Genomic DNA, 12,630 nt, shown 5'->3' on the forward strand with positions numbered 1-12,630 from the left:
CGGTGTGAATATTGGATTGGCCGTTCTGACTTAGGAGGTTCAGCGCGAGATGGCGAAGATGAGCGAATATACCGGGGTTCTTGCGGATGCGGCTCGCATCCTCGCCAAGTGCGGTGTCCAGCATGTAGTAGAGCCGGTTTTCGATTTCCCAGTGACCGCGAATAACCTCGGCCAACGTGGCCGTCGAGGCGTCGGGGTGACGAGATAGTAAGCGATGGGTGCCTGACGCGGCGCAAAACAGCGGTGACGAGGAGTGAATTCCGCCACGTGATGGGGGACCTCGACCACGGCTTTGAAGTGGTCGTGCCAGGGTTCTGGACCGGTCCCTTCGGGCAGAGGGCAGACCCATGCCGTGCGTTGTTCGATGCGATTACGCCGGCCCAGGTCTACCGTGTAGGTTTGCTCGGCGTGAGGCTGCGTCTGACAAACCGCCTGTACGGCTGCGTATAGCTTGGGATGATTGCCTTTGAGTTGGACCAACAGATCGCTTCCGGTGGCGATCGCGGCCTCAACTGTTTTTTGAAGATGGAGGACGTCGAGCGTGTACAGCCGCCCGGCTAGTCCCAGGGTTTCGATGAGCCGCTGGGCGGCCTGGATGTCATGGTCCTTGCCGGCATCCTCGATCAGCACCTGGCCCAGCACGATCCGCTCTCCAACGGCGAAAGCGCTCACCACCTGGGCGGCCCGGCGGTCCTCGAAGCGATTTAGGCTGCCGCGCAAGGTCTTGCCATCGCGCCTGATGGGTGTGGATGAGCTGATGAATCCGGCCGTACGAGGTCGCTCCGCTCATTACCGCCAGGATACTAAACAGCCGCAGGTGAGGGAGATCGTACCGCTTCCATTGCGCACAACGGTGATCCGCAATCGGCAGCAGGCTTTGTTTTACGGGGACAACGGTTCACTCCCTCGGCAAATCAAAACCGTTTACCCGAATTCATAAGAATTGAACAGCCCTGCATCGGGCCAAGCCAGCCGCCTCTAACCGAGCTGGAACTGGGGATGGTTCGATTGAAGCGAGAGCTCGCCGGGGCAAGCTGGAGCGCGATGTGTCAAAAAGCGGCGGCGTACCCTTCGACTTCGTTCAAGACAGGCTTTGCGAAGGAAGAGCGAAGCGAAGGATGCCGCTGCAACGTATGCGTTAATGGAAACGTTGCGACTTGAGGATCCGGTACGGCTGATGTGCCGGGTGTTCGATGTGTCCCAGAGTGGGTTCTATGCCTGGCTCAAACGGCCTCTGTCACGGCTGCCACCGACGAGACCCGGTTGGCGGTGGAGATCCAGGCTGCCCACCAGCGGACCCGGGAAACCTATAAGGAAAGCAACTCATTACGCCTGACACGTTCCAGCAGGTCAATGCCGCTAGCGAACAAGATTTCGTACAGCTGTTGTACTGACCGAAGGGTCTGCCCGAGAGTATTCACCACACGTCCGCGTGAGCGCAGGTGCAACGCATAACTTGTTGGCTTAAAGAGTCCTAAACCAGATTGGGATTCACAAATAAGAGGCATACGTTCACCGGCCTCTATCTCCACCATAACAACCAAAAAAGTAGAGATTGTTTACACTTCTTTTGACTGCGTTATAACTTACAACGCCTGCCAAAGAAAAAGTTTAAAAGATAACAATAACTTGGGAGGGTTTGTTTGGTAAATTCAGGTTGACTGGGTCTCAAAACGGAATATCGTCGTCGAAGTCGTCTATGCTGCCGAATCCCGGTTCGGGCTTCGATTCCGACGAGGGTGGCGCATAACGGTCGGCCTCCCCGCCCCGCGCGTTTGCTCCGGCAGGAGCGCTGCCGACACGGTCCAGCATTTGCATCTGATCGGCGATGATTTCGGTCGTGTAGCGATCTAGGCCATTTTTGTCCTGCCACTTACGCGTGCGCAGGCTGCCCTCGACATATATCTTGCTGCCTTTCTTCAAATATTCTCCGGCGATCTCGGCTAGTTTCCGATAGCACACGACCTGGTGCCATTCCGTGCGTTCCTGTTGTTGGCCGGTTTGCTGGTCCTTCCAGGTCTCGGTAGTGGCTAGGCGTAACGTGGTGACTGCGCCTCCGTTGGGCATGTAACGGACTTCCGGATCGGCGCCGAGGTTGCCGATGAGTATGACTTTGTTGACGCCGCGACTGGCCATATCAAGGTGTCTCCGATCGGTGGTACGGTTGAGAGTTTAAACGTATATTAGACCTGGTTCAGGTCTCGAGGTTCTAAAAAATGTATAAGCGAAAACGTTATGCCTCGCGGGCTTTGACACCAGCCGAAAAGCGCCTGGAGTTTCACGCCGCCAACTCCTGTAACAATCCATTGAGCGCCATGCGGTCGAGTTTCTCTTTGTCGATCTTCAGATAAGCGACTCCATCTTCCGCCAGGACTACGGCTTCGGCAACCCCCGGTATTTGAAGCAGTCGCCGGGACAGGCTGGAAGCTTGGTCTTGAGTCAATCCCCGTACGTTGACCATGAGACTACTCAATCCGCGCGGGGCCTTCATACCTAGCGCAACCATAAACCATAGCAAAGCGACGGCGGCGCAAAACAAGAAGACGTACGGTATCCCATAATGGCCGTAGACCCAGCCGCCACCGGCTCCGCCCACAAAAGCGCCCAGAAACTGTGCCGTGGAATAAACGCCCATGGCCGTGCCTTTGAGATCGAGCGGAGCGACCTTCGAGATCAGCGACGGGAGCATGGCCTCGAGGAGGTTGAATCCGGTGAAGAACAGGTAAAGCAGCCCGAACACGCTCCAGAAATCGTGCTGAAGCCAGGCAAAGCCGACATTCGAAACGGCGACCAGCCCGATGAAAGAGACAAATACCACTTTCATCTTGTGTCGTTTCTCCGCAAGGACCACGAAGGGGACCATGCTGGCGAGGGCAAGCGCGAATACAGGCAGATAGATGTGCCAATGCTTAGCTGTTTGGAGCTGCAGCGTATCGCGTAAAATCAAAGGGAGAACGACGAATGTCGCGGTCAGGACCAGATGTAGGCAGAAGATGCCTAGGTCCATGCGCAACAGCTCACGGTTTGCCAGAACCTCTTTCAAAGAGGCCGGTCGCACTTCCGTATCCCGGTGAAATCGGCTCACGGCGGGCGTCGGCACGACGGCGTACAGCACGACGATACTGAGCATGGCCAGGGCTGTGATGATCCAGAAAAGACCGTGGAGTCCCAGCCAGCCAGACAAAACCGGACCGATTACCATGGATAGCGCGAAGGATATTCCGATGCTGACACCGATCAAGGCCATGGCCTTCGTGCGGTGTTCTTCACGGGTAAGATCGGCGACCAGAGCCATAACGACTCCGGCAACCGCCCCGGCGCCTTGAAGAGCCCGGCCGGCGATGATGCCGTAGATTGAATCGGACAAGGCGGCCAGCGCACTGCCTGCCGCAAAGAGTAACAAGCCGAGCACGATCAGGCGTTTCCGCCCGTAGCGGTCCGACCAGAGGCCAAACGGAATTTGAAAGATCGCTTGGGTCAAACCGTAAGCGCTGATGGCGAATCCAACCAATTGTGGTGTAGCGTCCGGAAGCTCGCGGGCGAATACCGAGAGCACCGGCAGGACCAGAAACATGCCCAGCATTCTCAGCATGTAAATGGCGGCCAGCGACAAGCTGGCGCGCGTCTCGGCGCGGGTCATCGGTGTGTCTATCTGCAAAGCTGGATTCAAGCGATATGCTCCTTTGCGAGTCGCAGGAATCCACTTATAGTAACAGGTTCTATTTTGCGCTTGAATTTTGCATGGATACGATTCAAATCCGTGGAGCCCGCACCCACAATCTTAAAAATATCGATCTGGACCTGCCCCGTGACAAGCTGATTGTCATCACGGGCTTATCCGGGTCCGGTAAATCGTCGCTAGCGTTCGATACCATTTACGCCGAAGGGCAGCGGCGGTATGTGGAGTCGCTTTCCGCGTACGCCAGGCAGTTCCTGTCGGTGATGGAAAAACCCGATGCCGATCACATCGAGGGTTTGTCGCCGGCTATTTCGATCGAGCAGAAGTCGACATCGCACAATCCCCGTTCAACCGTCGGCACGATTACCGAGATTTACGATTATCTGAGGCTGCTCTATGCACGCTGCGGCGTGCCGAGGTGTCCGGAGCACGGCATTTCGTTGGAGGCACAAACCATCAGCCAGATGGTGGACCATGTTCTAGGCCAGCCAGAGGACAGCCGCTGGATGCTGCTCGCTCCGGTTGTCAGTGAGCGCAAGGGAGAACATGCTCAGGTGCTGGACGACTTACGCGCTCAGGGTTTCATCCGTGCCCGCATTGACGGCGAGATCTACGAACTGGACGAGCCGCCGAAGCTTGATCTCCGCCGCAAGCACAGCATCGAGGTGGTGGTCGACCGATTCAAAGTGAGGCCGGATTTAGCTGTGCGCCTCGCGGAATCGTTCGAAACGGCGCTGCGGCTCGCCGACGGCATCGCTTTGGTCGTTTCCATGGATGATCCCAAAACCGAACTGGTTTACTCAGACAAATACGCCTGCCCGCATTGCGGCTATTCGCTGAGCGAGTTGGAGCCTCGGATCTTTTCCTTTAACAATCCCAAGGGCGCGTGCCCCAGTTGCGACGGACTGGGCGTCAAACAATTCTTCGATCCAGAGCTCGTGGTCCAGAATCCGCAGTTGAGTCTGGCGGGTGGCGCGGTGCGGGGCTGGGACCGTCGAAACGCCTATTACTACCATCTGGTTCAGTCGCTGGCCGCGCACTACGGTTTCGATCCGGAGCAACCGTTCGCTCAATTGCCGAAATCGGTTCAGGATATCGTTCTATACGGAAGCGGCACCGAGACGATCCCGTTCAAAGTGCCGACGGCACGCGGCGATACGCTGGTCCACAGGCACCCTTTCGAGGGGATCATTCCGAACATGGAGCGACGCTATCGCGAAACCGATTCGATGATGGTGCGCGAAGAGCTGTCCAAATATCTTTCCAGCAAGCCTTGTCCGGAATGTGAGGGGACCCGCCTAAACCGTTCGGCACGGCACGTGTTCGTGGCCGATTGCTCCTTGCCGGAGCTGACCGCCTTGCCGATCAGACGCGTACTCGAATTTTTCGGCGGATTGACGCTTGCCGGGCGGCGCGGCGAAGTGGCGGCCAAGATCGTCAAGGAAATCACAGCCCGTCTCCAATTTCTGGTCAACGTCGGACTCGATTATCTGACTCTGGCCCGCAGTGCGGATACCTTATCGGGCGGCGAAGCTCAGCGGATTCGTTTGGCGAGTCAAGTCGGAGCCGGCTTGGTGGGCGTGATGTATGTTCTGGACGAGCCCTCGATCGGTCTGCATCAGCGCGACAACCAGCGCCTGCTCGACACTTTGCTGCGACTGCGCGACTTGGGTAATACCGTCATCGTTGTGGAGCATGACGAAGACGCGATTCGGACTGCCGATCATGTCGTGGATATCGGGCCGGGGGCGGGGGTTCACGGCGGGCGAGTCGTAGCCGAGGGGCCGCCGGAAGCGATCATGGCCAATGAAGACTCTCTCACCGGCCAATATCTCTCCAACCGTCTCGAGATCGCCGTACCGGAGCGGCGGACTCCACCGGATCCGGAGCGTCTGCTGCGGATTCGGAATGCCCGCGGCAACAATCTGAAAGGTATCGACGTTTCGTTTCCAGTGGGGCTTTTTACCTGCGTGACGGGCGTGTCGGGTTCCGGCAAGTCCACTTTAATTAACGATACATTGTTCCGCCTCGTGGCGCGCGAGCTGAACGGTGCCGCCACAATGCCCGCGCCATGCGACGGCGTCGAAGGATTGGAGCACTTCGACAAGGTGGTGGACATCGATCAGAGCCCAATCGGCCGTACACCGAGGTCCAATCCAGCGACTTATACAGGGCTGTTTACGCCGATTCGGGAACTCTTCGCGGCGACTCCGGAGGCGCGATCGCGCGGCTATTCGCCTGGGCGGTTCAGCTTCAACGTCAAAGGAGGGCGTTGCGAAGCTTGTGCCGGCGACGGTGTGATCAAGGTGGAGATGCATTTTCTGCCGGATATTTTCGTCCATTGCGATGTTTGCAAAGGCAAGCGCTATAACCGTGAGACTCTGGAAATCCGCTATAAGGGCAAGACTATACATGAAGTCCTGGAAATGACAGTGGAAGAAGCCCGTGAGTTCTTTTCCGCGATACCGGCCGTGGCCCGCAAGCTCGATACCCTGATGGAAGTGGGATTAGGTTATATCTGCCTGGGACAGAATGCGGTGACGCTTTCCGGCGGCGAAGCTCAGCGGGTGAAACTGGCCAGGGAGTTGTCGAAACGGGACACTGGCAGAACGCTCTATATTTTGGATGAGCCGACGACCGGGCTGCATTTTCATGACATTCGGCAACTTCTGGGCGTTTTGCACCAGCTGCGGGATCACGGCAACACGGTGATTGTCATTGAGCACAATTTGGATGTGATCAAGACCGCCGACTGGGTCATCGATTTGGGACCGGAAGGCGGTGATGGCGGCGGTCTTGTCGTGGCGGAGGGGACCCCCGAGCAGGTTGCCGAAAACGAGGTGTCCTACACCGGAGTATTTCTTAAAAAGATCTTGTCGCGGCGGCCAGCCTCAGACCGAGGATCCAGCGATGCGGCCAACCGAGTCAGTCGGAAGACTGCTCGGTCGTCACCGTGGTGATGATGTCCATCTCAGGATCGCTCGCGATAGAAGATAACGACGGCGATGAGGTCAGAGATGATGCTGTCGTAGGAGTCCTAGGATCGGAAGCGATCAGCCAAAATATGATCGCGCCTAAGGCTAAAGCTGTTACGACAACCATATGCTTTTCGGTAATGGCGTTCACTTATCTCTCCCTTTCTATGACTTAGAATCCGTGGCAAAGCTTACTGAGAATCCGTGGCAAAGCTTACTGAGCTTGTGGGACGGTGTGGTGAGACGGAATTTGTGTAAGCTTTGCGGAGCGAAATGATAACGCCGACGCGACAAGCTTACAAACGGTTTTACGCGGATAAAATAGCGGCTGTCTGCCTTTTCCAAATAATGACGTTTGCGCCATGAGTAAGACCTCGAGTACGAATCCGATCACCTTTGCGGCGGTATGTCGCCACCTCCTAAGTCCCTTGGCTCGGTATCTGATGTCCAAATTTCAAAAGATTTATTTCCGGGCCGTGGAATCGGCGGGACATCACAAGCGGGACATTTTGGTCAGCCGCGTGGAAAGCGCGCGGGATAGTTTGGAAGAAGCCAAGGAGCAATTTCAGAGTGCGCTGGACAAGTTCAGTGCGCTCACGGCGTTTCATGGCGGCGAACTCGAGGACATGTATCGGCAAATCAAGGTTGAGTTCGACTACAGCAAAGCGAAGGCCTTGGCGGTCAAGGATCGGATTGCCGCAGTGCAGGATGTGGCCGAGGCTCTTTTCACGGAATGGGAAGGCGAACTCGAGTTATACAGCAACAGAAGCTTGAGAAGTGCCAGTCGGCAAAAGCTGAAGCTCACGCAGCAGCATTATGGACAACTGATTTCGGCGATGCGTCGAGCCGAGAGCAAAATCGAGCCGGTGCTGAGCGTATTTCAGGATCAGGTTTTGTTCCTGAAGCATAACCTCAACGCAAAAGCAATCGCTTCGCTCGAGCACGAATTGGCGGCAATGAGCGTCGGGGTCGCTGGTCTAATCACGGCTATGGAGCGATCCATACATAGAGCCAACGATTTCGTGCATTCCCTGAACGGTCAAAAAGCGCTCCCGGCGGGGGGCTAGCCGGACCCTTTTGCTTATACCGCGCCGGGTATGAACGCCTAAAAGCCTGTCCAAATGTTAAAAACCCCGAATGCGCTCCTTGCATCCGGGGTTATCGCCTGCTTGGTTGGCTATCAAGTGGCGTCCTTGCGGTCGACCTTAGAGATTCGGCAATCCTTACCTCCTTGTCGGCGACTGGATGAGTGTCGCAGAAAATCCGCTTAGAACTAAGTCAGAAAAAGCTGAAAATCGTGTAAGCTTTTTCCTACACACGGAACAACCTGTTGTTCAGGGGAGATCGGGCTTAGCAAGGTAGACGGGTCGTTATATCATTTAGCGCGGATTCACTCAGAAGCGTTCTCGATTGTTCATGACTAGCCGTATTGCCGACGTAGATCGCAACACATTGGAAACCCAGGTCCGGGTTTGTCTTAATTTGGACGGAGTCGGCAGGGGAGTTTTCGAGACCGGCGTTCCATTCCTCGATCATATGCTGGATCAAGTGGCGCGACATGGCTTGATCGACCTTGAGGTACGCGCAAAAGGCGATCTGCATATCGATGCGCACCACACGGTGGAAGATATCGGGATCACGCTAGGGCAGGCCGTGGAAAAAGCCTTGGGCGACAAAAAGGGCATACGGCGTTACGGCCACGTCTATATCCCTTTGGATGAAGCATTGTCACGCGTCGTGATTGATTTTTCCGGGCGGCCAGGTTTATCTTACAACGTGAGTTTTCCGCGTGACCGGATAGGCGAATTCGATGTCGATTTATTTCTTGAATTTTTCCGAGGATTCGTCAATCACGCCAAAGTGACTTTACATATCGACAATCTTAAGGGACAGAATGCCCACCATATTGCCGAAACCGTTTTCAAGGCTTTCGGCCGTGCTATGAGAATGGCCATCGAACCGGATTCCAGGATGCAGGATCTTGTCCCGTCCACTAAAGGGATGATTTAAAAAGATTTATACGGAACGTTTACTCGGCCGCGTTTACTCATGTCGTCCGTTGCAGTCATCGATTATGGAATGGGAAATCTACATTCCATTGCCAAGGCCCTTCAGCACGCCCATTCTGAAACATCCGTCATCGTTACGGATAATCCCGAAACCATTCTGGGCGCCGACCGGGTAGTATTTCCAGGTGTCGGGGCAATTCGGGATTGCATGAATGCGCTGGCCGACCGGAACCTCATCAGGACTATCGAGAGTGTGGCTGCTTCGAAGCCGCTTCTGGGCATTTGTCTAGGAATGCAGGCTTTGCTAAACGAGAGCGAGGAAAACGGAGGGACGGCTTGCTTGGGGTTGATTCCTGGCCGGGTCCTACGTTTTGCCGACGACATAACCGACGCTGCGGGCCAGCCTCTGAAAATTCCGCACATGGGATGGAACCGTGTCAAGCCAGAAGTCAGCCATCTGTTATGGCGCGGCATCCCTCCCGGCAGTTGGTTTTATTTCGTCCACAGTTATTTCGCGAGGCCGGACGATTCCCGGAACGTTGCGGCGACCACCGATTATCCGGAACCCTTCGCCTCGTCACTGGTGCGAGAAAACATCTTTGCCGTTCAATTTCATCCTGAAAAGAGCCAAGAAGCCGGATTGCGCTTGCTGGCCAATTTTCTAAACTGGGACCCGGGGCGATAAGGCACCGTTCATTCACTCTTTCCGTAGTTGAGGACGTTCCTATGTTGTTGATACCTGCTATCGATCTGAAAGATGGCAAGTGTGTCCGTTTGCGGCAAGGCCGCATGGAAGACGATACGGTTTTTTCCGATGACCCGGTGACAATGGCGGGAAAATGGGTATCCGAGGGCGCGAAACGCCTGCATCTGGTCGATTTGGATGGTGCCTTTGCCGGTATCCCTCGCAACGCAGAAGTTATCCATGCCATCCGCGAGGCTTATCCGGATGTACAAATCCAGGTAGGAGGCGGCATTCGGGACGAAGAAACGATCCAGGGATACCTGAACGCCGGTGTCGACTACGTGATCATCGGTACCAAGGCGGTCAGCGCGCCGCATTTTGTGCGTGAAGTCGCAGCGGAGTTTCCCAACCACATTATCGTTGGTTTGGATGCAAAGGATGGCAAGGTGGCTATAGACGGCTGGTCGAAGCTGTCACATCACGACGTGATCGATATGGCACAAAAATTCGAAGACGACGGTGTGGAGGCGATTATTTATACCGATATCAGCCGGGATGGCATGATGGAAGGTCTCAACGTCGACGCGACAGCAAGGCTGGCGCGCTCCATACGTATTCCAGTGATCGCTTCGGGCGGAATCCGGAGCATCGAGGATATTCACGCGTTAGGCCGGGTGGTCGGCGAGGGTGTCATGGGTGCCATTACCGGCCGGGCGATCTATGAAGGCACGCTTGACTTCGCGGAAGCGCTAAAAGTCGCGGAAGAGTACTGATCGCCATGCTGGCCAAGCGTATTATCCCGTGCCTAGATGTCGATAACGGGCGCGTGGTTAAGGGTGTTCGCTTTGTCGACATCAAAGATGCCGGCGATCCTGTCGAGATCGCTCGGCGTTATGACCAGGAGGGCGCGGACGAATTGACGTTTCTCGACATCACGGCGAGCGCGGACGATCGCGAAACGATGGTACATGTCGTCGAGCAGGTCGCGGGTGAGGTGTTCATTCCGCTTACGGTGGGAGGTGGTATCCGAACTCTCGACGATATTCGCCGCATGCTGAATGCGGGTGCCGACAAGGTCAGCATCAACACTGCCGCGGTTGCCCGGCCGGAGTTCGTACGCGAGGCGGCGGAACGTTTCGGCTCCCAGTGTATCGTTGTCGCTTTGGATGCCAAACAGGTGTCGGAAAATCCTAAACGATGGGAGATTTTCACCCATGGCGGACGCAAGCCGACCGGTTTAGATGCCATCGAATGGGCGCGCCGTATGGTAACTTTTGGAGCGGGTGAAATTCTCTTGACCAGTATGGACCGGGACGGCACCAAACAAGGCTTCGATCTGGAATTGACTCGGGCCATCAGTGAAGCGGTGACGGTACCCGTGATTGCTTCCGGCGGCGTAGGCAATCTGCAGCATCTGGCCGACGGGATTTTGCTGGGCAAAGCCGATGCGGTATTGGCGGCCAGTATATTTCACTTCGCCGAATACACCATTCGCCAAGCCAAGGAGCACTTGGCCGCTCAAGGCATCGAGGTGCGGCTGTGATGACGCCGGCGTGGCTCGACGAAATCCGTTGGACCTCCGACGGGCTTGTTCCGGTCATTACCCAGGAAGCTTCCACCGGGCAGGTCCTCATGTTCGCCTGGATGAATCGCGAGGCGCTGCGGCTTACTGCCGAGGAAGGTTATGCGGTCTACTGGTCGCGTTCGCGGAACCGGCTTTGGCGAAAGGGCGAGGAATCCGGGAATCGGCAAAAGGTACTGGAAATTCGCCTGGATTGCGACGAGGATGTGATTTTACTCAGAGTGGAGCAGGCCGGCGGTATCGCCTGTCACACTGGTCGCCATCATTGTTTTTTCCGGCTATTACGGAACGAATCCTGGGAAACGGTGGAACCCGTCCTGAAATCTCCGGAGCTTATGTACAAACATTGATATGGACGTGTTGAAAGAGCTTTCCAGAGTGCTGGAAGAGCGAAAATCCCAGGATCCGCAAAAATCCTATGTCGCAAGCCTATACACGAAAGGGCTGGACGCCATCTTGAAGAAGATTGGCGAAGAGGCTACTGAGACCGTGATGGCCGCCAAGGACGGAAATCCGGACAAAATCGTTTATGAAATCGCCGACCTGTGGTTTCACTGCCTGGTGTTGCTCGCTCATCAGGGGTTGTGTGCAGATCAGGTTATGGCCGAATTGCAGAGGCGGTTCGGTCTTTCGGGATTGGAAGAAAAAGCGAGTCGCGGCAGCAAGACGGGACAAGGATAGAGAATTTTCCGGTTCAGCAGTACAAGGTTGGGGTCGGCAAGCCCGTACCGACACGCCGCAAACCGTTCAAAGGATCGAGCCGAACCGCAGCTGCAACGCCCAAGCCGCCAAACTGCCCGCGCTCAGGAAGCCCAGCGCCGCAAGCCAGGCGTTGCGCCGATAGCGTCCAGTCAGCACAGCCTGTGGAACGACCGATAAGATGTAAGGCCGGCCATAATCCGGTTTTTTCATCAGATGAAACTCGGTTTGACTCGCTCTTTCGCGCCAAGAGGCCAAGACTTCGCGTTCGGCTTGTTGTCGCACGGTTTCCCACTCTTCAGCATTGATCTCGCCGTCGCCATCCGCGTCGAAGCGCCGGATGAGCTCCGCACGATTTCGCTTCCATCGGTTCAACAGATCGCCCACCTCGGTGTGTAGGTTGACGCGTTCGGGGCCGCCGAGCGACACGAACTGGCCTATCGCGTAAAGCGGATCGTTCGGCTGAATCCGGTATTCCGTATAGCGATACGGCCCGGATGAAAAAAAACAATCCCAAAAACGGGTCTTGGGCGGAGCGTATCCCGGCCGCGCTAAGCGGCCGTGCCATCGGAGCCGAACGGACGGTATGACCTCAGCGCCCTCCGGATCGACGATGCACCGTCCGGTGTCGTCCTCCAAGTGGAAGATCGCTTCGCTTACCCCGCTCTCAATCGTTTGCCACCGGGTTGTCCTACGGCCGTATTCGTGATTCGTTTCTCGTTTTTCGACTTTATAGCTGTACCAAACGCAACTCGCGCCGCTCAGGGGTGCGTGGATCGGCTCACCATCCATCAGCTTGGCGCGTCCTTCCAGTTCGACATAGCCCTGGGCAGCCGAGCGAATCTTGGCCGGTGGTGTGTCGGCGATCAGCCGCGCACGATGGAGCCAACGGAACGCGAGGAAGAAGGCGGACGCTGCGGCCAGAACGATTAGTCCTATCGCCAGCCAGAAGTGTTGGGGAGGCAAATGAAGAACGAGATCGCGAAGCTGCACGACTCAGA

At 56.1% G+C, this 12,630-nt stretch carries 12 protein-coding genes and 1 pseudogene; 8 read left to right on the plus strand and 5 right to left on the minus strand.

The window, feature by feature from the left end; translation table 11 throughout:
• Window positions 1-39 precede the first annotated feature (39 nt).
• The 4 genes and pseudogenes from QEN43_RS17645 to QEN43_RS17660 all read right to left on the minus strand — a co-directional run bounded on the left by QEN43_RS17645 (window position 40) and on the right by QEN43_RS17660 (window position 3,658).
• Window positions 40-759 carry an ISAs1 family transposase gene (locus QEN43_RS17645; RefSeq protein WP_317964083.1) on the minus strand — a complete coding sequence of 240 codons (720 nt, stop codon included), beginning with the start codon at window positions 757-759 and terminating at the stop codon, window positions 40-42.
• A gap of 7 nt (window positions 760-766) precedes the next feature.
• Window positions 767-874, minus strand: a pseudogene (locus QEN43_RS21860) (hypothetical protein); the annotation flags it as partial.
• Between the two features lie 794 nt (window positions 875-1,668).
• Complete coding sequence (gene ssb, locus QEN43_RS17655; RefSeq protein ID WP_026609611.1) at window positions 1,669-2,136, minus strand: single-stranded DNA-binding protein; 468 nt, start codon at window positions 2,134-2,136, stop codon at window positions 1,669-1,671.
• A 142-nt stretch (window positions 2,137-2,278) separates the two neighbouring features.
• Window positions 2,279-3,658 (minus strand): MFS transporter, encoded by a 1,380-nt coding sequence (locus QEN43_RS17660; RefSeq protein ID WP_317963454.1) that lies wholly within the window; start codon window positions 3,656-3,658, stop codon window positions 2,279-2,281.
• Window positions 3,659-3,741: 83 nt separating this feature from the next.
• Here QEN43_RS17660 and uvrA point away from each other — a divergent pair, with 83 nt between their 5' ends.
• The 8 genes from uvrA to QEN43_RS17700 all read left to right on the plus strand — a co-directional run bounded on the left by uvrA (window position 3,742) and on the right by QEN43_RS17700 (window position 11,611).
• Window positions 3,742-6,639, plus strand: coding sequence for an excinuclease ABC subunit UvrA (gene uvrA, locus QEN43_RS17665; protein WP_036268004.1), 2,898 nt, complete (start codon window positions 3,742-3,744; stop codon window positions 6,637-6,639).
• Between the two features lie 377 nt (window positions 6,640-7,016).
• On the plus strand, window positions 7,017-7,721 hold the full coding sequence (locus tag QEN43_RS17670) for a DUF2959 domain-containing protein (RefSeq protein WP_051331513.1): 705 nt from the start codon (window positions 7,017-7,019) through the stop codon (window positions 7,719-7,721).
• A gap of 349 nt (window positions 7,722-8,070) precedes the next feature.
• Window positions 8,071-8,664, plus strand: coding sequence for an imidazoleglycerol-phosphate dehydratase HisB (hisB, locus tag QEN43_RS17675; protein WP_026609615.1), 594 nt, complete (start codon window positions 8,071-8,073; stop codon window positions 8,662-8,664).
• Window positions 8,665-8,703: 39 nt separating this feature from the next.
• Window positions 8,704-9,348: an imidazole glycerol phosphate synthase subunit HisH gene (gene hisH / locus QEN43_RS17680; protein WP_026609616.1), complete on the plus strand. Its 645-nt coding sequence runs from the start codon at window positions 8,704-8,706 to the stop codon at window positions 9,346-9,348.
• A 41-nt stretch (window positions 9,349-9,389) separates the two neighbouring features.
• Window positions 9,390-10,121, plus strand: a complete 732-nt coding sequence (gene hisA, locus QEN43_RS17685; protein WP_026609617.1) for a 1-(5-phosphoribosyl)-5-[(5-phosphoribosylamino)methylideneamino]imidazole-4-carboxamide isomerase — start codon at window positions 9,390-9,392, stop codon at window positions 10,119-10,121.
• A 5-nt stretch (window positions 10,122-10,126) separates the two neighbouring features.
• Window positions 10,127-10,891, plus strand: coding sequence for an imidazole glycerol phosphate synthase subunit HisF (hisF, locus tag QEN43_RS17690; RefSeq protein ID WP_026609618.1), 765 nt, complete (start codon window positions 10,127-10,129; stop codon window positions 10,889-10,891).
• Window positions 10,891-11,280 carry a phosphoribosyl-AMP cyclohydrolase gene (gene hisI, locus QEN43_RS17695; RefSeq protein ID WP_026609619.1) on the plus strand — a complete coding sequence of 130 codons (390 nt, stop codon included), beginning with the start codon at window positions 10,891-10,893 and terminating at the stop codon, window positions 11,278-11,280. Before hisF ends, hisI begins: the two co-directional genes overlap by 1 nt.
• Window position 11,281: 1 nt before the next feature.
• Entirely contained in the window at window positions 11,282-11,611 is a 330-nt protein-coding gene (locus QEN43_RS17700) for a phosphoribosyl-ATP diphosphatase (RefSeq protein WP_026609620.1), read from the plus strand.
• Between the two features lie 66 nt (window positions 11,612-11,677).
• Here the strand turns inward: QEN43_RS17700 and QEN43_RS17705 are convergent, their stop codons facing one another.
• Window positions 11,678-12,622 (minus strand): GIDE domain-containing protein, encoded by a 945-nt coding sequence (locus tag QEN43_RS17705; RefSeq protein ID WP_051331514.1) that lies wholly within the window; start codon window positions 12,620-12,622, stop codon window positions 11,678-11,680.
• Window positions 12,623-12,630: the final 8 nt, after the last annotated feature.

This window comes from Methylocaldum szegediense (assembly GCF_949769195.1).
Taxonomy (GTDB): Bacteria; Pseudomonadota; Gammaproteobacteria; order Methylococcales; family Methylococcaceae; genus Methylocaldum; species Methylocaldum szegediense.

Bases quoted from the DNA above. Each gene is read 5' to 3' on its own strand.
- hisB (WP_026609615.1), top strand. From the start codon at position 8,071: ATGACTAGCCGTATTGCCGACGTAGATCGCAACACATTGGAAACCCAG.
- QEN43_RS17700 (WP_026609620.1), top strand. From the start codon at position 11,282: ATGGACGTGTTGAAAGAGCTTTCCAGAGTGCTGGAAGAGCGAAAATCC.
- hisA (WP_026609617.1), top strand. From the start codon at position 9,390: ATGTTGTTGATACCTGCTATCGATCTGAAAGATGGCAAGTGTGTCCGT.
- hisH (WP_026609616.1), top strand. From the start codon at position 8,704: ATGTCGTCCGTTGCAGTCATCGATTATGGAATGGGAAATCTACATTCC.
- ssb (WP_026609611.1), bottom strand. From the start codon at position 2,136: ATGGCCAGTCGCGGCGTCAACAAAGTCATACTCATCGGCAACCTCGGC.
- uvrA (WP_036268004.1), top strand. From the start codon at position 3,742: ATGGATACGATTCAAATCCGTGGAGCCCGCACCCACAATCTTAAAAAT.
- QEN43_RS17670 (WP_051331513.1), top strand. From the start codon at position 7,017: ATGAGTAAGACCTCGAGTACGAATCCGATCACCTTTGCGGCGGTATGT.
- hisI (WP_026609619.1), top strand. From the start codon at position 10,891: ATGACGCCGGCGTGGCTCGACGAAATCCGTTGGACCTCCGACGGGCTT.
- hisF (WP_026609618.1), top strand. From the start codon at position 10,127: ATGCTGGCCAAGCGTATTATCCCGTGCCTAGATGTCGATAACGGGCGC.